Source organism: Paenibacillus sp. BIHB 4019 (assembly GCF_002741035.1).
Taxonomy (GTDB): Bacteria; Bacillota; Bacilli; order Paenibacillales; family Paenibacillaceae; genus Pristimantibacillus.
In genome coordinates this window covers 1,790,661-1,810,884 of sequence record NZ_CP016808.1, presented here as the reverse complement: position 1 = coordinate 1,810,884, position 20,224 = coordinate 1,790,661, and the positions used below count along the sequence as shown (strand labels likewise).

The window sequence follows — 20,224 nt, the reverse complement described above, 5'->3', positions numbered from 1 at the left end:
TGCCCGGAGCACAAGCTTAGGGCAAGCAGGCGTTGCGCATTGAAAGCCTAGTCAGGTAAAACTTATTTGGTTTAAACGCTCAGGAGGGTATTATGTTAAGCGACAAGTTGCGTATTTTCTCGGGATCGTCTAATCCGGAACTAGCTCAGAAGATTGCTTCGGATTTAGGATTGACGCTCGGCGCCATTAAGATGTCCAGATTCAAGAGTGGCGAAATTTATGTCCACTATGAAGAAACCATCCGGAACTGCGACGTATTTCTGGTTCAATCGTTTTCGCATCCGATCAACGAATATTTCGTGGAGCTGCTAGTTATGATCGATGCAGCGAAACGGGCTTCGGCGAAAACAATTAACATTATTATGCCGTATTACGGTTATGCCCGTCAGGAGCGTAAATCCGCGCCGCGGGAACCGATTTCCGCAAAAATGGTTGCAGACGTATTGACGACAGTTGGGGCGACCCGCGTCGTTACGATTGACTTGCATGCACCAGCAATTCAGGGCTTCTTTAATATTCCGGTCGATCATATGACAGCTCTTGATCTGCTCAGCGATTATTTGAAATCGAAAAATATTAAAAACCCAGTTGTCGTATCGCCAGATGCTGGACGCGCTTCGACTGCCGAGAAGCTTGCCAACTACTTGGACACTTCGTTCGCGATTATGATCAAGAAGCGTCCAGCACATAATGAATCATCGATTACCCATGTTATTGGTGATGTTGAAGGCCAGACACCGATTATTATCGAGGATCTGATTGATACCGGCACAACGATTGTCAATGTAGTCGAAAGCTTGAAGGAACGTGGTGCGGAAGATGTGTACGTGTGCGCTACTCACCCTCTCTTTTCCGGCAATGCTATTGAGCGTTTGGATATTCCAAGTATTAGAGAAGTAGTCGTAACCGACTCTATTCTCCTGCCTGACAACCGTCCGGACCGTTTCACGGTGCTATCGGTTGCTCCTCTGCTTGCAGAAGCGACACGCATCATTATTGAAGGCGGTTCGATCAGCACCCTGTTCAAAAATGCAGGCGTGTAGCGAGAACTTTTTTTAAGTATAGGAAAGTATATGATTATCCCATCCTTTCTCTATATTTCTCAGAATGAAACGCGCTGTTCTTCCAGAGGACAGCAACAGCCGTTTCACCTTGTGGACTCTTTACCACAAACAGCATAAATACTTATATGAGAATCGCGGGCGGTTATTAAAACGCCCGCGATTTTCATAACTTTTTGCCTTTTGTCGCAATGGAACGCGGGTCATTGCAGCTGTCCTGGAGCGTTTCCTTTAGTTTGAGTGCGCGACTTGACCGTTCCTATGTTATAATCGTAGAAAATGAAGTTTCCGGGAGGTGCCTTGCCAATGAAGGGAAAGAAACGCGCGGCCACAGCTGAGCCAAAAACGAAAATCATACCTATTCAGTGGGATGCCACATTCTTTTTCGAACGGGCTGTCCGCTCATTGGACCGATACCACTATGACAAGGCACTTAAATATTTTCGCCGTGCTGTGGAATATGAGCCGGAAAATCCGGTTAACCATTGTAATATGGCTGGCATTTTATCGGAAATGGGCAATTATGAGGAATCCAATAAAATTTTGCATTGGATCGTCGATGAGCTTGATCCTACGATGACGGAATGCCATTTTTATATGGCGAACAACTATGCCAATATGGAACAATATGAAGCCGCTGAAGGGGCTTTGGTGCAATATCTCGAAGAGGATGCGGATGGGCAGTACCTCGATGAGGCGGAAGAAATGATGGAATTGCTCGATTATGAGCTGGAGCGTCCAACGCGGGTAACGAGCATTAAGGCGCGTGAAGGCCTGTTTGAGCATGATCAGGCACGCACGCTGCTGGAGGAAGGCAAGTTTACCGAGGCGGTTCGCCTGCTGGAGGACATTATTGCGGCACAGCCGGAGTTTCTGGCCGCACGCAACAATTTGGCGCTCGCTTATTATTATATGGGTCTGTTCGATAAGGCGATGGAAACGATTCATGAGGCGCTGCATATTGATGCGGGCAACCTGCATGCCTTGTGCAATTTGGCCATCTTTTATCAGCATGCGGAGGACGAGAAAAGTTTGGCTCCGCTGGTGGAGCTTCTGCGCAAGACGGCACCTTTTCATGAGGAGCATGTGTTTAAGCTGGCTACGACGATGGGCATTCTTGGCGAGCATGAGGCGGCTTACCGCCACTTCCTTCGTTTGCTGAAGGACCCTGATTTAAATCAGGATCCATGCCTGTACCATTACGCGGCTGTAGCGGCTTGCAATATCGGGCGGTTCCATGAAGCCGAGCGATTGTGGCGGCAGACAGCGAAGCTTGATCCAAAGTCGAATATCCCCCGTTATTATATGGAGCAACTGGAGCTGGTGAAGCAAGGGCAGCATAAATCAGCAGTCAGCTACCATTATCATTTGCCGTTTGAGGAGCAGTTCAAGCTTTGGGAAAACTCCTCGGATGGATTGCCTGATCATTTGAAGCGCGATCCGCTCGTCCGCTCCTCCTTCTTCTGGGCGCTGCGCCACGGCGATCGGAACACGAAGCTGCAAGTTATTCAGGCGCTCGGCATGATTGCCGACAATGAAGTGAAGGATGCGCTAAGAGCGTTTCTAATCGAACCGGGCGAAGACGATTATTTGAAGCGGATTGCGATTTTCGTCCTGCGCACCATTGATGTACAGGAGCCTCTGCAGGCGATTTTGGAAGGCAAGGAGACGGTCATTGAACCGAATCGTGTTCCTTCTCGTCTGCCTGTGTGGGAAGCCAAATGGCAGGAAGTAGTAGAAGCTGCGTTATCGCGAATGAACAAACGTTATGATCTGATCCAGCAGCATGATCTGATGACGCTGTGGGTCGAGTTTCTCAGCCGGGTTTATCCGGACGTTCCGAAGCTGAGCAAGGTCGAAGGCTGGGCCGCAGCACTGGAATATTTGACGGCGAAGATGCATCGGCGCACGATTTCGTATCATGAGGTATCCGTTCGTTATGGCACTTCCATTGCAACGGTCAGCAAAAATGCGAAGCGGATCGATCAAGTGTGCGGCATTAAGGAAAAGATGCGTTCGATTAATTCGGTATTTGCGCCAGATGAGCCGCTGGAATAGCGAGCAGGCGCGTCTGTGAAATATAATAGGGATAGGGCAAAATTTAAGGAGGGTTACAGAATGTATAAAGCGATTATTATCGGTACGGGTCCTGCGGGACTGACGGCTGCGATTTATTTGGCTCGTGCAAACATGAAGCCGCTAGTTATTGAAGGACCGGAGCCGGGCGGACAATTGACGACGACAACGGAAGTAGAAAACTTCCCGGGCTTTCCAGAAGGCATTATGGGTCCGGATTTGATGGCTAATATGCGCAAGCAAGCGGAGCGTTTCGGTGCAGAGTTCATTACGGGCTGGGTGAACAGCGTGGATACTTCCGCGAGACCGTTCAAGCTGCAAGTAGAAGGCAAAGGCGAATTCGTAGGCGAGTCGCTTATTATTTCGACGGGCGCTTCAGCGAAATACTTGGGCATTCCTGGGGAAAAAGAAAACGTAGGCCGCGGTGTCAGCACCTGCGCCACTTGCGACGGATTTTTCTTCCGCGGCAAAAAAATCATCGTGGTTGGCGGCGGCGACTCCGCCATGGAGGAAGCTAGCTTCCTGACTCGCTTCGCGACGAATGTAGAGCTTGTTAACCGCCGTGATGAGCTGCGCGCTTCTAAGATCATGCAGGATCGCGCGCGCGAAAACGAGAAAATCGACTGGAGCCTAAACCGCACGCCAGTTGAGGTTGTAGCTGGGCCAATGGGCGTTACTGGCCTTAAAGTACGCAACAATGAAACGGGCAGTGAAGAAGTCATTGAGACGCACGGCATTTTCATAGCGATCGGACACACGCCGAATACTGGCTTCCTTAACGGGCAGATCGATACGGATGAGCATGGCTACATTAAAGTAAAACCGGGCACTTCCGAGACGAACGTTCCAGGCATCTTCGCTTGTGGCGATGTGCAGGACAGCAAATATCGCCAAGCGATTACCGCTGCGGGCAGCGGCTGTATGGCGGCGCTCGATTGCGAACGTTTCCTCGAAGGCAGCATGACGCATGACTGGAGCCAGTCCCTGTAAACATAGATCGGCGGTTAGGTTAAATACGCGCATAAGGCGCAAGCGCCTATTAAACGCTGGGCTTCCTAGTTCCCTAGATCGAAATGCAGCAAATACCCCTTTGCCTGATGAATAAGGCAAAGGGGTATTTATTGTATGTTTATTGTACGGTTGTATGTTTATTGTACGGTTGTATGTTTATTGTACGGTTGTATGTTTATTGTACGGTTGTATGTTTATTGTACGGTTGTATGTTTATTGTACGGTTGTATGTTTATTGTACGGTTGTATGTTTGGGCAGTACCCCAGAACAAGCAGCACTATGTACCTGTGTGGGGGACGGGTGGCGCAGCATTGACGCGAGCGGCATCGGCTTGCCGAATACAATCATTTGCTTGTAGACGCAAAATGCGTCCACAGCTCGCTGCGCGAGGTGGTCACCGCTGTAGCCCCAGCGGCAGTTGCATTTTCTACATCTGCTACAGTTCGGATCAGGCCGCCGGCAAAAATCGGAATGCCCGTCCGTTCAAAAACTTCACGAATGATATGCGGCATGACGCCTGGCAGCACTTCAATATAATCAGGCTTCGTGCGCTCCAGCAGCACATAGCTTTTCTCCAATGCCTGGGTATCCAGCAGAAACAAGCGCTGTATCGCAATAAGGCCATTTTTCTTGGCCGTGCTAATGACGGCGCCGCGTGTAGAAATAAGTCCGGCCGGGCGAATCATCTGGCACAAATATTCGGCGGCGTATTCGTCATTTTTGAGGCCGCCGATTAAATCGGCGTGGAGCAGTATTTTTTTTCCATAGGCATTCGCCAGCTCGAAAATGCTCTTCAGTTGGCTGATATGCGTCTCCAGCAGCACAATATAGGAGAAGTCAGAGGTCATCAGCTTTTCCAAATCTTTCGTTTTTCGCGGGGCAGGCAATATTTGCTGGTTGTGAAAGGGCAAGGCCGAATACCTCCTTATCGGGGATGTGGATTCATTGATCTATAATAAGCTGCCAGTTAGGCGTGTAAACGCTGCTTCGATTCAAATGCGGAACGGAGTCCGCCATCTAGGGCGGGAAGCGATGTGTTCGCTTGAAATATAGAGAAAGTATGTGATGTTCCCATCCCTTCTTTATATTTCTCGGAATGAAACGCGCTGCGCCGCCAAAGGAAGGCGACAGCCGTTTCACCTTGAAATATAGGAAAGTATATCATTTCGTTATCCTTTCTCTATATTTCTCGGAATGAAACGCGCTTTGCCGCCAAAGGACCGCGACAGCCGTTTCACCTTGAAATATAGGAAAGTATATCATTTCGTTATCCTTTCTCTATATTTCTCGGAATGAAACGCGCTTCGCCGCCAAAGGACCGCGACAGCCGTTTCACCTTGACCCTAGTCTAATGGATATACGGGGTGAACTCAACGTGCAAATCCAGCGGCAGCAAGGAGCTTCCTGCCTTGACCAGAGGGAGGAGCTTCGCTTATAGTGGACAGAGAAGATTAACATATTAATGAGGTGGACTACAAATGTCTCAAAAGATTTACGTTGGAATCGATGTTGGCGGAACGGCAATTAAGGTCGGATTGTGCAACGAGAACGGGGATTTGCTTCACACGTATGAAGGTCCCACAGAAACGAATAAAGGTACGGATGCTATCCTTGAAAATATTGCTGCTTATGCGCGTGCCATCGTCGCTGAATCTTCTTATGAATGGGAGCAGGTTGGCGGCGTAGGCGTAGGAATCGCCGGTTTCCTGGACATTCCGTCGGGCTATATTAAGTTCGCGCCGAATTTGAAGATTCGCGACGTAAATTTGAAAGACTATTTGGAAGCCAAGCTGGCAACTAAAGTGCTTGTAAACAATGATGCAAACGTGGCAGCGCTGGGCGAGGCTTGGGCTGGCGCGGGCAAAGGCATCGACCACTGCGTATGCTACACGCTTGGTACAGGTGTAGGCGGCGGTATTATTATCGGCGGCAAAATCGTCGAAGGCTTCGCCGGCATGGCTGGCGAGCTTGGACATATTGCAATTGTGCCGGATCTCGAAGCGATTCAGTGCGGCTGCGGCAAGATGGGCTGCCTCGAAACGGTTTCTTCCGCAACGGGCATTATCCGTATGGCGAAGGATGCTGTGGAGCGCGGCGACCGTACGACGCTTGCTCAAGTGACAGACATCATGGCGAAGGACGTAATCGATGCAGCAAAAGCTGGAGACGAAGTAGCTATGCGCATTGTAAGCCGTGCGGCGTATTATTTGGGACGCTCGATGGCACTGATGGCCGTCGTGCTGAATCCGGAATGCTTTATTATTGGCGGCGGCGTGTCCAAAGCCGGCGAGTTTCTGTTCGAGCAAATTCGCGAAGTATTCGAGAAGTATACACAGAAAGAAGCGCAGGATGGCGTGAAAATCATCCCTGCTACGCTCGGCAACAATGCAGGTGTCGTTGGCGCAGCGGGATTGATTTTGCGCTCGTAGCGATAAACATAGGATAACAGGGACATTTCCCCGCTTGTGAGGAGGAGAAGAAGATGGAGACGGCAGCGGCACTAGCGAAGCTTGTTATTATTACAGGGATGTCAGGCGCGGGCAAGACGATTGCTGTACAAAGTCTAGAGGATCTTGGCTTCTTCTGCGTCGATAATTTGCCCCCGGTGCTTATCCCTAAGTTTGCAGAGCTGATTGAGCAATCAAACGGGAAGATCGGCAAGGTTGCCTTAGTTATTGACTTGCGCGGCAGGGAGTTTTTTACAGCTTTAGCGGAGTCTTTAAGTTATATTAAAGACCATTCTACCATAAGCTGTGAGATACTGTTCCTGGATGCGACGGATGGCGTGCTCGTTCAACGTTATAAGGAGAGCCGCCGCCGCCACCCGCTTGTGCCCGACGGCTTGCCGCTGGACGGCATTAAGCTGGAGCGCAGAATGCTGGAGGATTTGAAGGGTTCTGCATCGCTGGTTATTGATACCAGCAGCATCAAGCCCGCACAGCTGAAGGAACGGATTATTTCCAGGTTTACGAATTTGGAGCAAAATAGCTTGTCGGTCAATGTCATTTCTTTCGGCTTTAAATATGGCATTCCGATTGATGCGGATTTAATTTATGATGTGCGTTTTTTGCCTAATCCTCATTATATTGAGCATCTGCGCCCAAATACCGGCCAGACGCCTGAGGTTTATGAATATGTGATGAAATGGCCGGAAACGCAGGCGTTTCTGGCCAAACTGGTTGATATGCTCCAGTTCCTCCTTCCGCTTTATCATAAGGAAGGGAAGAGCCAGGTCGTTATCGGTATTGGCTGTACCGGAGGAAAACATCGCTCGGTGGCGATTTCGGAATACTTGGGCCGTGTGCTGGGAAGCAGCGATACGGAACGGGTACGCGTCAGCCATCGCGATTCCGACCGCGACAGGCATTAACGGAGGGAACGTATGCAGAACAGGCACAAAATAGGAGCGCCTCCCAAGATCGTGGTCATTGGCGGAGGCACAGGATTATCCGTTATGCTGCGCGGGCTGAAGGAAAAGCCCATGGATATTACAGCCATCGTCACCGTTGCGGATGATGGGGGCAGCTCCGGCGTGCTGCGCAATGAGCTGCAAATCCCGCCTCCGGGCGATGTTCGCAATGTGCTGATGGCGCTCGCTGATACGGAGCCGCTGCTTGCAGAGGTGCTGCAATACCGATTCAATTCAGGCACGGGGCTTGCCGGGCATAGTCTCGGCAATTTAATGCTGGCTGCTATGGCTGACATCACAGGCGATTTTGTGACGGGCGTACGCGAGCTGAGCAGGGTGCTGGCGGTGCGCGGACGGGTTTTGCCTGCGGCAGCCCAGGCTATCGTGCTCAAGGCAGAAATGGCCGATGGCTCGATCGTCATTGGAGAGTCGATGATTCCAAAGGCGGGTCAAGCGATCAAGCGTGTATTCATTGATTCGGAGAAAGCACACGCGCTGCCAGAAGCAGTCAAGGCGATTGAGCAAGCAGATGCCATTCTTATTGGGCCTGGAAGCTTGTACACGAGCATTATGCCGAATTTGATTGTTCCCATGCTTGCCCAAGCAATTACGGAATCTTGCGCCGTCAAGCTGTTTGTGTGCAATGTGATGACGCAGCCGGGCGAGACGGACAATTATACGGTATCGGATCATATGAATGCGATTGAGGCCCATATCGGCCTGCAATTATTTGATTATGTCATTGTGAACAATGGTGAAATTTCACCGCAAGTGGAAGCCAAATATGCAGAGATGGGCGCAAAGCCCGTTGCTATTGATTTGGAAGCTATTCGCAGCAAGGGCTGCGAGGTTATTGCGGATCGTTTTGTTTTATTCCAGACGTTTCTAAGGCATGATGCCGAGCGTCTAAGCCATCATATTTATAAGCTAGTGGAAAACTGGATGATTAGAAAGAGGTGACAAACCATGTCGTTTGCGGCACAAACGAAAAAGGAACTTACGCTTATTGAAGCGGATTCCTGCTGTGAGCTTGCAGAGCTTTCCGCACTCATTCGGATGAATGGTTCTGTCAGCTTATCCAGCCGCAAAGTCATTTTGGACATCTCAACAGAAAATGCTGCCATAGCCCGTCGTATTTATTCTCTGGTCAAAAAGCACTTTGAGGTACACACCGAGCTGTTGGTTCGGAAAAAAATGCGGCTGAAAAAGAACAATGTGTATATCGTACGTATTCCAACAATGGTACAATCTATATTGAGCAAGCTTCATATCGTGTCGGAAGGTTTCGTGTTCAACTCCGGAATCGATAAAGCGATGATCAAGAAGTCTTGCTGCAAGCGTTCGTATTTGCGCGGGGCTTTCCTTGCTGGAGGTTCAGTGAATAACCCTGAGGGTTCCTCGTACCATTTGGAAATCTCTTCGATGTATGAGGAATATTGCGCCTCATTAGTGGAGCTTGCCAATAAGTTCGAGCTGAATGCCCGCTGCATTGAACGGAAGAAAGGCTTTATTTTTTACATTAAGGAAGGCGAGAAAATTATTGAGCTGCTGAACATTATCGGCGCTCATCAGGCGCTGTTCAAATTCGAGGATGTAAGGATTATGCGCGACATGCGCAATTCCGTCAATCGCATCGTCAATTGCGAGACGGCGAACCTGAACAAGACCATTGGCGCGTCCGTACGGCAGATTGATAATATTAAACTGCTGGACCGCGAGCTGGGCCTTGATAACTTGCCGGATAAGCTCAAGGAAGTCGCTGAAATTCGCCTGCAGCACCCCGATCTGAACTTGAAGGAAGTTGGCGAACTGCTGAAAGGGTCAGTAAGCAAGTCGGGTGTAAACCATCGTCTTCGCAAAATTGACGAGCTTGCTGAAAAAATACGCAATGGCTAAACTTTTAACTTCTTGTTTCCGATGGTATAATGATACAATGAGTTTAAAATTATCGGCATAATTAAGGATTGAATAAGATATAGGGGGTATGGTTTCCATGACAAGGCTTCCGGTTGTCGTTCGACTAAAGACGGGTCTTCATGCAAGACCTGCAGCATTATTCGTACAAGAAGCTAATAAATTTTCATCTGAAGTATTCGTCGAGAAAGACGACAAGAAAGTGAATGCCAAATCGATTATGGGAATTATGAGCTTGGCAATCAGTTCGGGCACTGAAGTTTTCATAAGTGCGGAAGGCTCGGACGCAGAACAGGCTGTAAACGCTTTAGCTGCATTGGTAAGCAAGGAAGAGCTGGAGAACCAATAAGAAGCCCTATTCAGTAGGGGCTCGCTTGCTCATAACCCTATTATTTGGCCATGCCGCCTTCTGGATCAGAATGATCTGGGGCGGTTTTTTGGTTGAAAAAAGTTTATAACAAAAGCGCATAACAAAAGAAACCCGGTTCGCCTGAACCGGGTTTCTTTTGTTATGCGCCCACAATAATGCGGGGCAATTAGATTTTCTCAATAACCTTGTCAACCAGACCATACTCGCAAGCTTCTGCTGCGCTCATGAAATAGTCGCGATCGGTATCTTTCTCCACGCGCTCAAGCGGTTGGCCTGTGCGCTCGGACAGGATGCCATTCAAGTGGTCGCGCATTTTGATAATACGGCGAGCGCGGATTTCGATATCGCTCGCTTGGCCTTCTGCGCCGCCTAGCGGCTGGTGAATCATAACCTCGCTGTTCGGAAGCGCGTAACGCTTGCCTTTGGCGCCTGCTGCAAGCAGGAAAGCGCCCATCGATGCTGCCATACCTACACAAATGGTGGATACGTCAGGCTTGATGTATTGCATCGTATCATAGATAGCCATACCCGAGGTGATGGAACCGCCAGGGCTGTTAATGTAAAGGGAGATGTCTTTCTCAGGGTCATCAGCTGTCAGAAACAGCATCTGTGCGATGATGGAGTTGGCTACAACGTCATTGACGCCCGAGCCCAAGAAGATAATACGATCCTTCAATAACCGGGAATAGATGTCGTAGGAGCGCTCTCCGCGATTAGTTTGCTCAATAACCATAGGGACGAAATTCATATCCTGTAAACCTCCTCCGAAAAATAACAAGATTGATATTGCCGTAACATCATAATAGCGGATGAAACGTTAAAAGTCAAAGATAGTCAGACAAATCAGATTTTTCTCTATCGCACGCCTTTTAGCAGCTAAAAAACGATATAAAAAAACCACCCTTTCATCAGGGTGGCCACATACTAGGCTTCATAAACACGATTGCTTGCTGTATGTCGTTATGGGCAAATCAGAACGCGCCCGCTAGGAATCGAACCTAGATCTCAGGCTCCGGAGGCCTACGTCATATCCATTGGACCACGGGCGCATGTATAAAAGTAACAGCAAGATTTAGTATATGTTAAATGTGAATAGAAATCAAGCCAGCTATTAAAAATAAATTTGATAAAATCGTGTCAGTAAACGGTTTCATATGAAATTGTTGACTTGAAATGTTAGATCAAGTTCGGTAAAATAGAGGTGGGACTTAAAACGAAAGCATGGGACATTTCGTGTCCACCGCTATGCATGAGTATCGGTTTCGCTTAACTTAGTACGGGTGGAGTGAATAATTAGAAGATGCGCCAAATGATTGAATTGCAGCAGCAGCTTCTGCCAGATTTGCTCGACGTGATGAGGAAGCGCTACAGGATACTGCACCAGGTTATGCTCTCTGATCTCATCGGCCGCAGAACGCTTGCGACAACGCTCGGTATGACGGAGAGGGTACTGCGAGCAGAAACGGACTTTCTAAAGTCGCAGGGCTTGCTTGAAATTCATGCTTCAGGCATGAGAATCAGTGAACCTGGCAAAGAACTGCTTGAACAGTTTGAGCCTTTTGTGCAGACGATTTTCGGCTTATCGGAGCTTGAGGAGAAGATCAGAAGTTATTTCGGGCTGAGCCAAGTGGTTGTTGTGGCCGGCGATTCTGATGTATCCGCGCAGACGAAGCGGGAACTCGGCAGAGCAGGAGGGCAGGTACTGCGCAAAGCGATGGAGCAAGGCGACGTCATTGCCGTTACAGGCGGTACGACGACTGCCCAGGTAGCTAATCAGCTTTCGGCTGTAGCGCCGCTTAAAACCAATTGGTTCGTGCCTGCAAGAGGCGGACTTGGCGAAAGCGTCGATTATCAGGCGAACACGATTGCTTCCACTATGGCGAAGCGGACAGGTGCCAACTATCGGCTGCTTCACGTTCCTGATCATCTTGGCGAGGAAGCTTATGCTCCCATTATGCAGGAACCGAATATCCAGGACATTATAGAAGTGATCCGCAGGGCGCGTATTGTCGTGCACGGCATCGGAGACGCTATGGTGATGGCTCGGCGCAGGAAGCTCGATGAGGCGACGATGCAGGGTATTGAAGCTGAAGGGGCGCTTGCTGAAGCTTACGGTTTTTATTTTGATCGCAGCGGGCAAGTGGTTCACAAGATGCCGACGGTAGGACTACGGCTCGAGGATATTGTGAAGACTGAAGTAGTTATCGGAGTAGCCGGAGGCAAAAGCAAAGGTGAAGCGATCGCTGCAGTTATGCGTTTTGGACACAATGATGTGTTAGTTACCGATGAGGCTGCCGCATTAGAAATCATTGCGATTATTGAAGGCTCAGCTCCATAAAAATATAAGAATTTATAAGTTGCAGCTTATAAATAGGACTTATATTTCACCGCGAAGCCGCAGCTTTACCGCAAGAGGATGGCTTTCGGCCGTTTACGCTTGAATTCTAAGAATTTATAAGTTTTATCCTTATATCCGCTTAGAATTCTAGGGCAAAGCTCTTCGCTCGTCCTAGAAGGACGTCGAAGTCGTTTTAACTTGGCAAGTGATCTTGATGCTTCGCGCGCCGTGCGAGACAATGGCATCGGCATGCGAAATGTCTTGAAATATATTTTTCATCCCAAAACACTCTAGGAGGAAACAACAATGGTTAAAGTAGGTATTAACGGTTTTGGTCGTATTGGTCGTAACGTATTCCGCGCAGCTCTGAACAACGCTGATGTTGAAATCGTAGCAGTAAACGATTTGACAGACACAGCTACACTGGCTCACCTTTTGAAATATGATACAACTCACGGTACTCTTGATGCTACAGTTGAAGCTAAAGAAGGCGCGATCGTAGTTAACGGCCGCGAAATCAAAGTTTTCGCTGAGCGCAACCCTGAGAACCTGGCTTGGGCTTCTGTAGGCGCTGAAATCGTTGTTGAATCCACTGGTATTTTCACAGCTAAAGAAAAAGCTGAGCTTCACCTTAAAGGCGGCGCTAAAAAAGTTATCATCTCCGCTCCTGCTACTAACGAAGACATCACTATCGTTATCGGCGTTAACGAAGACAAATACGATGCAGCTTCCCACACAATCATCTCCAACGCTTCTTGCACAACGAACTGTCTTGCTCCGTTTGCAAAAGTATTGAACGATAAATTCGGCATCGTTAAAGGCATGATGACAACGATCCATTCGTACACAAATGACCAATCCGTTCTGGATGTACCGCACAAAGACCTTCGTCGTGCTCGTGCAGCTGCTGAGAACATCATTCCTTCATCGACTGGTGCTGCTAAAGCGGTATCCCTTGTACTTCCTGAGCTGAAAGGCAAACTGAACGGTATGGCTATGCGTGTTCCTACACCTAACGTTTCCGTTACTGACCTGGTAGCTGAATTGAAAGTTAACGTTACAGTTGAAGAAGTTAACGCTGCTTTGAAAGAAGCTGCTGACGGCGCTCTTAAAGGCATCTTGAACTACAATGAATTGCCGCTTGTATCGAGCGACTACAACCACGATCCAGCTTCTTCCACAATCGACGGTCTGTCGACTATGGTTGTTGAAGGCAACATGGTTAAAGTGGTTTCTTGGTACGACAACGAGTGGGGCTACTCGAACCGCGTAGTTGATCTCGCTGCTTATATCGCAAGCAAAGGTCTGTAAGAACAAGGGAAATATCCCCCACAATTACATGGAACGCTTTACGTCCCAGGCCGGTATTGCACTGGCCCTTGGGATACGCTTAATCCGCGGCGCTCCCGGGGCATCGTATGCGATTCAAGCGAAACCTTAACAGGGGCGCGATTTTGTCTTCATGACGAAGCGCAGCTTCAGGTTCGCGAGCCTTCTGGCCGCGGGCCAAGAGGGAGCGTTCCTTCTTTTGATAAAGAGGGAACGCTTCTTTTTGTTTGAATATAGAAAGTGTTAAGCTTTGCACGCTAATATCAGGAGGTTACATTCATGGCTAAAAAAAGTGTTCGTGACGTAGAAGTAGCAGGCAAACGGGTATTCGTACGCGTCGATTTCAATGTGCCGCTCGAAGATGGTAAAATTACCGATGACAAGCGTATCCGTGAGACGCTTCCTACGATTAACTTCTTGATCGAAAAAGGCGCGAAAGTTATTTTGGCAAGCCACTTGGGCCGCCCGAACGGTGAAGTTGTAGAAGAGCTTCGCCACACAGCATCGGCAGCGCGTCTGTCCGAGCTGCTTGGCAAACCGGTAGTAAAAGCGGATGAGTCGATCGGTGAAAATGTTAAAGCGCAAATCGCGGCATTGAACGCTGGCGATGTATTGCTGCTTGAAAACGTTCGTTTCCATGCGGGCGAAGAGAAAAACGATCCTGAGCTGGCGAAAGCTTTCGCTGAGCTTGCTGATCTTTACGTAAATGATGCTTTCGGAGCTGCACACCGTGCTCATGCTTCGACTGAAGGCATTGCGCACCACCTGCCGGCTGTTTCCGGTCTATTGATGGAGAGAGAGCTTGATGTTCTTGGCAAAGCGCTGAACAACCCTGAGCGTCCTTTCACAGCTATCGTAGGCGGTTCGAAGGTTAAGGATAAAATCGACGTTATCAACAAAATGATCGAAATTGCCGACAACATCATTATCGGTGGCGGCTTGTCCTATACATTCTTCAAAGCGCAAGGCCATGAAATCGGCAAATCGCTCGTAGACAACTCCAAGCTTGATCTGGCGCTTGAGTTCATCGAGAAAGCGAAAAAGCTGGGCAAAAACTTCCTCATTCCGGTTGATATTGTTGTAGCTGATGATTTCAGCAAAAACGCCAACACGCAAATCGTTGACGTTGACGGCATTCCAGCTGAGTGGGAAGGCATCGACATCGGTCCTAAGACGCGTGAAATTTACGCAGAAGCGATCAAAAACTCCAAGCTGGTTGTTTGGAACGGACCAATGGGCGTATTCGAAATCGAGCCTTTCTCCCATGGTACACAAGCAGTAGCGAAAGCATGTGCAGAAACAGCTGGCTACACCGTTATCGGTGGCGGCGATTCGGCTGCAGCGGCTGAGAAATTCGGTCTGGCTGATAAAATGGACCACATTTCCACTGGCGGCGGCGCTTCCCTGGAATTCATGGAAGGCAAAATTTTGCCGGGCGTTGAAGCACTTAACGATAAATAAGCAACCCATACAGTACAGGAGGGTATATATATGAGCAGAAAACCAATTATTGCAGGCAACTGGAAAATGTTCAAAACGGTTTCTGAAGCGGCTTCCTTCTTCGCAGATGTGAAAGGCAAAGCAGAGGTTGATGGCGTAGAGAGCGTAATCTGCGCGCCATTCACAGCACTTCCTTCCCTAGTTGAAGCAGCTAAAGGAACAACGATCGCGATTGGCGCTCAAAATCTTCACTTCGAAGACAATGGCGCATTCACAGGTGAAATCAGCGGCGTGATGCTGAAAGACCTGGGCGTAAAATATGTCATTATCGGCCACTCCGAGCGTCGTGCTTATTTTGCTGAGACAGACGAAATCGTTAGCAAAAAAGTACATGCAGCATTCAAGCATGAGCTGACTCCTATCGTATGTGTAGGCGAGAAGCTTGAAGAGCGCGAAGCTGGCGAAACGAAAAATGTTTGCAACGTGCAAACGGTAGCGGCATTCCAAGGCTTGTCCGCAGCTCAAGCAGCTGAAGTCGTTGTTGCTTATGAGCCTATCTGGGCGATTGGCACTGGCAAATCTTCAACTTCTGAAGATGCACAAGACGTTATCGGTTATATCCGCAGCGTAATTGCAGGCCTTTATGACGATGCTACAGCAGCAGCGGTTCGTATCCAATACGGCGGCAGCGTCAAACCTAACAATGTTGCTGAATATATGGGTCAGCAAGATATCGACGGCGCGCTTGTAGGCGGAGCTAGCCTTGAGCCTGCTTCCTATATCGCACTGATCGAGGGGGCCAAGTAAGATGGCTGCTCCGGTTGCATTAATTATTCTTGACGGCTTTGGTCTGCGCGATGACGTGACAGGCAATGCAGTTGCCCAAGCGAAAAAGCCTAACTATGACCGTTACTGGTCGACTTACCCTCATACGCAGCTGACAGCTAGCGGTGAAGCGGTAGGCTTGCCAGATGGACAAATGGGCAACTCCGAGGTTGGCCATTTGAACATCGGCGCAGGCCGCATCGTTTATCAGGATTTGACTCGCATCAGCAAGTCGATCCGCGATGGCGAGTTTTTCGACAACGAAACGCTGCTCGGCGCTGTGCGTCATGCAAAAGCAAATAGCAAGAAGCTTCATTTGTACGGCCTGCTGTCCGATGGCGGCGTACACAGCCACATTGCGCATTTATTTGCTCTGCTTGACCTGGCGAAGAAGGAAGGCCTGGAAGATGTTTATATCCATGCATTCCTTGATGGTCGCGACGTTGCCCCGGATAGCGCAAAAGGCTACATGGAGCAGCTTCTCGCGAAGATCGAAGAGGTTGGCGTAGGCCATGTTGCAACGGTGCAAGGACGTTATTATGCGATGGACCGCGACAAACGCTGGGAGCGGGTAGAGAAGTCTTACCGCGCTATGGTGTATGGCGAAGGCCCGCAATATAACGATCCGCTCAAGGCGATAGTTGAATCGTACGAGAAATCCGTTTATGATGAATTTGTTATGCCAACGGTTATCGTGGGCGAAGATGGCAAACCGGTTGGTCTTGTCGAGTCGGAGGATGCGGTTATTTTCTTCAATTTCCGTCCTGACCGTGCGATTCAACTGGGACAAGTATTTACGAATGAAGATTTCCGCGGTTTTGAACGCGGGGAGCATGCTCCGAAAAATCTGTATTTCGTATGCTTGACGCTGTTCAGCGAAACGATTGGCGGCTTTGTCGCTTATTCGCCGAAAAACCTTGATAATACGCTTGGTGAAGTGCTTGTGCAAAACGGCAAGAAGCAGCTTCGCATTGCGGAAACAGAAAAGTATCCGCATGTAACGTTCTTCTTCAGCGGCGGCCGCGATCATGAACTGCCGGGCGAGACTCGCGTTCTGATTAATTCGCCTAAAGTAGCGACTTATGATCTGCAACCAGAAATGAGCGCTTATGAGGTAGCGGCAGCTGCAGTCAGCGAGATTGAAGCAGATAAGCATGACGCGATTATCTTGAATTTTGCCAATCCCGATATGGTAGGTCACTCCGGCATGCTGGAGCCGACAATCAAAGCGGTGGAAGCAACGGATGCATGCTTGGGCCAAGTCGTTGAAGCTGTGCTTGCTAAAGGCGGCGTATGTATTATTACAGCTGACCATGGTAATGCCGATATGGTATTTGATGCAAATGGACGTCCTTTCACAGCGCACACAACCAACCCGGTGCCATGCATTGTGACGGTTGCTGGAGCAACGCTGCGTGAAGGCGGAATTTTGGCAGACCTTGCACCGACGGTGCTTGATTTGATGCAGCTTTCCAAGCCGGCAGAAATGACGGGCATTTCCCTGATTCAGAAGTAGCAACTATCATCAAACTAAGAGGAGTGTTCAAACATGTCTATTATCGTTGACGTTTATGCACGCGAAGTATTGGATTCCCGCGGTAATCCAACAGTAGAAGTAGAAGTATCCCTAGAGTCCGGCGGCCAAGGCCGCGCTATCGTTCCATCCGGCGCATCCACTGGCGCATACGAAGCTGTTGAGCTTCGTGATGGCGACAAAGGCCGTTACCTTGGTAAAGGCGTAGAAAAAGCAGTAGATAACGTTAACACAATTATCGCTCCTGAAATCATTGGTCTGGACGCTCTTGATCAAGTAGCTATCGACCGCAAAATGATCGAGCTTGACGGTACGCCGAACAAAGCTAAGCTGGGCGCTAATGCGATTCTTGCTGTATCGATGGCTGTAGCTCGCGCTGCTGCTGATGCACTGAACGTATCCCTGTACACTTACCTGGGCGGATTCAACGCTAAAGTTCTGCCAGTTCCAATGATGAACATCATCAACGGCGGCGAGCACGCGGACAACAACATCGACGTACAAGAGTTCATGGTTCTGCCAGTTGGCGCTCCAACGTTCAAAGAAGCTCTTCGTATCGGCGCTGAAATTTTCCACAGCCTGAAATCGGTTCTGAAAAACAAAGGCCTGAACACAGCTGTAGGCGACGAAGGCGGCTTTGCTCCTAACCTTGGATCGAACGAAGAAGCAATCACTACAATCATTTCCGCTATCGAGAGCGCAGGCTACAAGCCAGGCGTTGACGTATTCCTCGGTATGGACGTAGCTTCGACTGAATTCTTCAAAGATGGCAAATACCACCTGGAAGGCGAAGGCAAATCCTTCACGCCTGCTGAATTCGTTGACCTGCTTGCTTCATGGGTTGATAAATACCCAATCATCACAATCGAAGACGGCTGCTCCGAAGACGATTGGGATGGCTGGAAATTGCTTACTGAAAAATTGGGCGACAAAGTTCAACTCGTTGGTGACGACCTGTTCGTTACAAACACTGAGCGTCTGTCCGATGGTATCGACAAAGGCGTGGGCAACTCGATCCTGGTTAAAGTTAACCAAATCGGTTCCCTTACTGAAACTTTCGACGCAATCGAAATGGCGAAACGCGCTGGTTACACAGCGGTTATCTCCCACCGTTCCGGCGAAAGCGAAGACAGCACAATCGCTGACATCGCAGTTGCAACAAACGCTGGCCAAATCAAAACAGGTGCTCCGTCCCGTACGGACCGCGTAGCGAAGTACAACCAATTACTTCGTATCGAAGACCAACTGGGTGCTACAGCTCAATACGCTGGCAAATCCGCATTCTACAACCTTAAAAACTTCAAATAAGTCTAAACAATGACAACTTGCTCATTATGATCAGCCAATACCTTGGCCATATCTAAATGAGCAAGTATCAATGCGAATAGGCTATATTGCCCTAAAAAACCCCTGCCCACAAATATTGTGGGCAGGGGTTTTTGGTATGTAAGTGGGTGGGAACCTGATGAAAAGGCAAGCGGAATAAAAGGGTTGGGGTGGTGAAGCGGAGCGTTTGCAGACAATAGCGATCGAATCCCAACCCTTTTACGCAGCGCAGATTCTTTTCAGCAGCCTTCCACGCTACCTATCGCCGTACCGTCTTACGACCAACAGCCAACTCCACACTATGCACAATAATGTAGATAACCAGCAAACCAATAGCCAGCGCTATCGAACCTTCCGAATACTTCTGAAATAACCTCACCGACCAACCGTCATCGCCAATAATCCAATAAGCGATAAAATTAGAAACCGCAATACCGTCCTCGAACGAGGGAATCAGACTGTATAAATAATTTTGTGAAAGACCGATTGCAGCTATAAGCGTAACAATGACGGATATGAACACGCCTTTGGAGTAAATGTATAAGGCGCCAGCTTTTTTGAGAACAATCATGGTTAGGATAATCCCGGCCAAACAAATGATAATAAACATAGCAGCATCCCCTTCTGCAAAAGTAGTGTGCGAATCCAGGCACGTTTTTGGTTACCTCTAATGACGAGCCTGTTTTATAAATGGTTGCTGGATTTGAGTAGATATGGAGGTGTTACTTTATGGAAAAACAAGTGCTAAGCCTGCAAATGTACTCGCTGCGGGATATTACAGAAAGCGACCTATTGGGGTCGCTCGACAAGGTGGCGGAAATCGGCTATAAAGCAGTCGAATTCGGGGGTTATTTTCACGCACCGGCAAGAAGGTTGAAAGAGCGTTTGGATTCACTGGGGCTCATTGCGCCTTCCGCGCACATCCCGCTTAATTTTGAAAATGCAAAAAAAATTCCATCAGACTTCGAGAAGCAGGTTGAATATGCAAATGAGATTGGGCTGGAATATATGGTCGTGCCTTGGGTTCCAGTGCCAGAGGTGCCGAAAATGGACGATATTAAATATTTGGCTGAAATTTTGGAGCGATGCGCTTGGCAAACGAAGCAGCAGGGCATTAAGCTATGCCTGCATAACCATGATGCGGATTGGAAAAAGGTTGAAGGCAAGCCGCTGTATGTGCACCTGCTGGAGCTTGTGCCTGCGGATTTATTAGAGGCGGAGCTGGATTTGGGGTGGATTTACATGGCGGGTTATGACCCGGCTGAATACGTGAAATATTATTCGGATCGGCTGCCGCTCGTTCATTTTAAAGATTTTCAGGAGGGACGCAAGGATACAGAGCTCGGGAGAGGAGATGTCGGCTACACCGAGCTGTATGAGGTAGTAAAACAATCGGGAGTAAAATATATCATTATCGAACAGCAGCAGTTTACGGAAACGTCGCTGAAAAGCGCAGAGATGAGCTTTCATTTTATGCAAAGGCTTATGCAAGGACCGCAGCCAGCCAAGGGATAGCCGTAACAGGAAATGTTAGGGTTAAACAGCAAAGTATTGTTTTCAGTAAATCGCTGTGATACAATCATTTTATAT

At 48.8% G+C, this 20,224-nt stretch carries 18 protein-coding genes and 1 tRNA gene; 15 read left to right on the top strand and 4 right to left on the bottom strand.

Annotated elements, in window-relative coordinates; translation table 11 throughout:
* Positions 1-92 precede the first annotated feature (92 nt).
* The 3 genes from BBD42_RS07585 to trxB all read left to right on the top strand — a co-directional run bounded on the left by BBD42_RS07585 (position 93) and on the right by trxB (position 4,127).
* Complete coding sequence (locus tag BBD42_RS07585) at positions 93-1,043, top strand: ribose-phosphate diphosphokinase (RefSeq protein WP_056032519.1); 951 nt, start codon at positions 93-95, stop codon at positions 1,041-1,043.
* Positions 1,044-1,367: 324 nt separating this feature from the next.
* A complete protein-coding gene (locus BBD42_RS07580; RefSeq protein WP_056032516.1) occupies positions 1,368-3,119 on the top strand; it encodes a tetratricopeptide repeat protein in 1,752 nt (583 codons plus the stop codon).
* A 60-nt stretch (positions 3,120-3,179) separates the two neighbouring features.
* Positions 3,180-4,127 (top strand): thioredoxin-disulfide reductase, encoded by a 948-nt coding sequence (gene trxB / locus BBD42_RS07575; RefSeq protein WP_099517687.1) that lies wholly within the window; start codon positions 3,180-3,182, stop codon positions 4,125-4,127.
* A 366-nt stretch (positions 4,128-4,493) separates the two neighbouring features.
* Here the strand turns inward: trxB and BBD42_RS07570 are convergent, their stop codons facing one another.
* Entirely contained in the window at positions 4,494-5,060 is a 567-nt protein-coding gene (locus BBD42_RS07570; protein ID WP_099517686.1) for a glycerol-3-phosphate responsive antiterminator, read from the bottom strand.
* 567 nt (positions 5,061-5,627) lie between these two features.
* On the opposite strand from BBD42_RS07570, the gene BBD42_RS07565 reads away from it, so the two are divergent.
* The 5 genes from BBD42_RS07565 (at position 5,628) to BBD42_RS07545 (ending at position 9,821) form a co-directional block, all read left to right on the top strand.
* Positions 5,628-6,578 carry an ROK family glucokinase gene (locus BBD42_RS07565; RefSeq protein WP_056032507.1) on the top strand — a complete coding sequence of 317 codons (951 nt, stop codon included), beginning with the start codon at positions 5,628-5,630 and terminating at the stop codon, positions 6,576-6,578.
* 53 nt (positions 6,579-6,631) lie between these two features.
* On the top strand, positions 6,632-7,519 hold the full coding sequence (gene rapZ, locus BBD42_RS07560; protein ID WP_056032504.1) for an RNase adapter RapZ: 888 nt from the start codon (positions 6,632-6,634) through the stop codon (positions 7,517-7,519).
* Between the two features lie 12 nt (positions 7,520-7,531).
* On the top strand, positions 7,532-8,518 hold the full coding sequence (locus BBD42_RS07555; RefSeq protein ID WP_056032501.1) for a gluconeogenesis factor YvcK family protein: 987 nt from the start codon (positions 7,532-7,534) through the stop codon (positions 8,516-8,518).
* 6 nt (positions 8,519-8,524) lie between these two features.
* Entirely contained in the window at positions 8,525-9,454 is a 930-nt protein-coding gene (whiA, locus tag BBD42_RS07550; protein ID WP_099517685.1) for a DNA-binding protein WhiA, read from the top strand.
* A 97-nt stretch (positions 9,455-9,551) separates the two neighbouring features.
* A complete protein-coding gene (locus tag BBD42_RS07545) occupies positions 9,552-9,821 on the top strand; it encodes an HPr family phosphocarrier protein (protein WP_046234108.1) in 270 nt (89 codons plus the stop codon).
* A gap of 187 nt (positions 9,822-10,008) precedes the next feature.
* Here the strand turns inward: BBD42_RS07545 and clpP are convergent, their stop codons facing one another.
* Both clpP and BBD42_RS07535 read right to left on the bottom strand, forming a co-directional pair.
* Entirely contained in the window at positions 10,009-10,590 is a 582-nt protein-coding gene (gene clpP / locus BBD42_RS07540) for an ATP-dependent Clp endopeptidase proteolytic subunit ClpP (RefSeq protein WP_056032494.1), read from the bottom strand.
* Positions 10,591-10,819: 229 nt separating this feature from the next.
* Positions 10,820-10,891, bottom strand: a tRNA-Arg gene (locus tag BBD42_RS07535).
* A 251-nt stretch (positions 10,892-11,142) separates the two neighbouring features.
* On the opposite strand from BBD42_RS07535, the gene BBD42_RS07530 reads away from it, so the two are divergent.
* The 6 genes from BBD42_RS07530 (at position 11,143) to eno (ending at position 18,616) form a co-directional block, all read left to right on the top strand.
* A complete protein-coding gene (locus tag BBD42_RS07530; RefSeq protein WP_056032491.1) occupies positions 11,143-12,180 on the top strand; it encodes a sugar-binding transcriptional regulator in 1,038 nt (345 codons plus the stop codon).
* Positions 12,181-12,486: 306 nt separating this feature from the next.
* Positions 12,487-13,491: a type I glyceraldehyde-3-phosphate dehydrogenase gene (gap, locus tag BBD42_RS07525; RefSeq protein WP_099517684.1), complete on the top strand. Its 1,005-nt coding sequence runs from the start codon at positions 12,487-12,489 to the stop codon at positions 13,489-13,491.
* A gap of 297 nt (positions 13,492-13,788) precedes the next feature.
* Entirely contained in the window at positions 13,789-14,970 is a 1,182-nt protein-coding gene (locus BBD42_RS07520) for a phosphoglycerate kinase (protein WP_056032485.1), read from the top strand.
* 30 nt (positions 14,971-15,000) lie between these two features.
* The gene (tpiA, locus tag BBD42_RS07515; protein WP_099517683.1) at positions 15,001-15,756 is read left to right on the top strand and encodes a triose-phosphate isomerase; all 756 of its coding nucleotides are present in this window, start codon (positions 15,001-15,003) and stop codon (positions 15,754-15,756) included.
* Between the two features lies 1 nt (position 15,757).
* Positions 15,758-17,290, top strand: coding sequence for a 2,3-bisphosphoglycerate-independent phosphoglycerate mutase (gene gpmI / locus BBD42_RS07510; protein WP_056032479.1), 1,533 nt, complete (start codon positions 15,758-15,760; stop codon positions 17,288-17,290).
* A 33-nt stretch (positions 17,291-17,323) separates the two neighbouring features.
* Positions 17,324-18,616, top strand: coding sequence for a phosphopyruvate hydratase (gene eno / locus BBD42_RS07505; RefSeq protein ID WP_046234101.1), 1,293 nt, complete (start codon positions 17,324-17,326; stop codon positions 18,614-18,616).
* A 277-nt stretch (positions 18,617-18,893) separates the two neighbouring features.
* On the opposite strand, the gene BBD42_RS07500 is transcribed toward eno, so the two are convergent.
* Positions 18,894-19,205 (bottom strand): hypothetical protein, encoded by a 312-nt coding sequence (locus tag BBD42_RS07500; RefSeq protein ID WP_150131525.1) that lies wholly within the window; start codon positions 19,203-19,205, stop codon positions 18,894-18,896.
* 158 nt (positions 19,206-19,363) lie between these two features.
* Here BBD42_RS07500 and BBD42_RS07495 point away from each other — a divergent pair, with 158 nt between their 5' ends.
* A complete protein-coding gene (locus BBD42_RS07495; RefSeq protein ID WP_099517681.1) occupies positions 19,364-20,149 on the top strand; it encodes a sugar phosphate isomerase/epimerase family protein in 786 nt (261 codons plus the stop codon).
* Positions 20,150-20,224: the final 75 nt, after the last annotated feature.

Excerpts from the sequence above, each read along its gene's own strand:
- gap (WP_099517684.1), top strand. The coding sequence starts at position 12,487 with ATGGTTAAAGTAGGTATTAACGGTTTTGGTCGTATTGGTCGTAACGTA.
- BBD42_RS07565 (WP_056032507.1), top strand. The coding sequence starts at position 5,628 with ATGTCTCAAAAGATTTACGTTGGAATCGATGTTGGCGGAACGGCAATT.
- clpP (WP_056032494.1), bottom strand. The coding sequence starts at position 10,590 with ATGAATTTCGTCCCTATGGTTATTGAGCAAACTAATCGCGGAGAGCGC.
- whiA (WP_099517685.1), top strand. The coding sequence starts at position 8,525 with ATGTCGTTTGCGGCACAAACGAAAAAGGAACTTACGCTTATTGAAGCG.
- BBD42_RS07530 (WP_056032491.1), top strand. The coding sequence starts at position 11,143 with ATGCGCCAAATGATTGAATTGCAGCAGCAGCTTCTGCCAGATTTGCTC.
- BBD42_RS07495 (WP_099517681.1), top strand. The coding sequence starts at position 19,364 with ATGGAAAAACAAGTGCTAAGCCTGCAAATGTACTCGCTGCGGGATATT.
- eno (WP_046234101.1), top strand. The coding sequence starts at position 17,324 with ATGTCTATTATCGTTGACGTTTATGCACGCGAAGTATTGGATTCCCGC.
- trxB (WP_099517687.1), top strand. The coding sequence starts at position 3,180 with ATGTATAAAGCGATTATTATCGGTACGGGTCCTGCGGGACTGACGGCT.
- rapZ (WP_056032504.1), top strand. The coding sequence starts at position 6,632 with ATGGAGACGGCAGCGGCACTAGCGAAGCTTGTTATTATTACAGGGATG.
- BBD42_RS07555 (WP_056032501.1), top strand. The coding sequence starts at position 7,532 with ATGCAGAACAGGCACAAAATAGGAGCGCCTCCCAAGATCGTGGTCATT.
- BBD42_RS07580 (WP_056032516.1), top strand. The coding sequence starts at position 1,368 with ATGAAGGGAAAGAAACGCGCGGCCACAGCTGAGCCAAAAACGAAAATC.
- gpmI (WP_056032479.1), top strand. The coding sequence starts at position 15,758 with ATGGCTGCTCCGGTTGCATTAATTATTCTTGACGGCTTTGGTCTGCGC.
- BBD42_RS07520 (WP_056032485.1), top strand. The coding sequence starts at position 13,789 with ATGGCTAAAAAAAGTGTTCGTGACGTAGAAGTAGCAGGCAAACGGGTA.
- BBD42_RS07585 (WP_056032519.1), top strand. The coding sequence starts at position 93 with ATGTTAAGCGACAAGTTGCGTATTTTCTCGGGATCGTCTAATCCGGAA.
- BBD42_RS07500 (WP_150131525.1), bottom strand. The coding sequence starts at position 19,205 with ATGATTGTTCTCAAAAAAGCTGGCGCCTTATACATTTACTCCAAAGGC.
- BBD42_RS07545 (WP_046234108.1), top strand. The coding sequence starts at position 9,552 with ATGACAAGGCTTCCGGTTGTCGTTCGACTAAAGACGGGTCTTCATGCA.
- tpiA (WP_099517683.1), top strand. The coding sequence starts at position 15,001 with ATGAGCAGAAAACCAATTATTGCAGGCAACTGGAAAATGTTCAAAACG.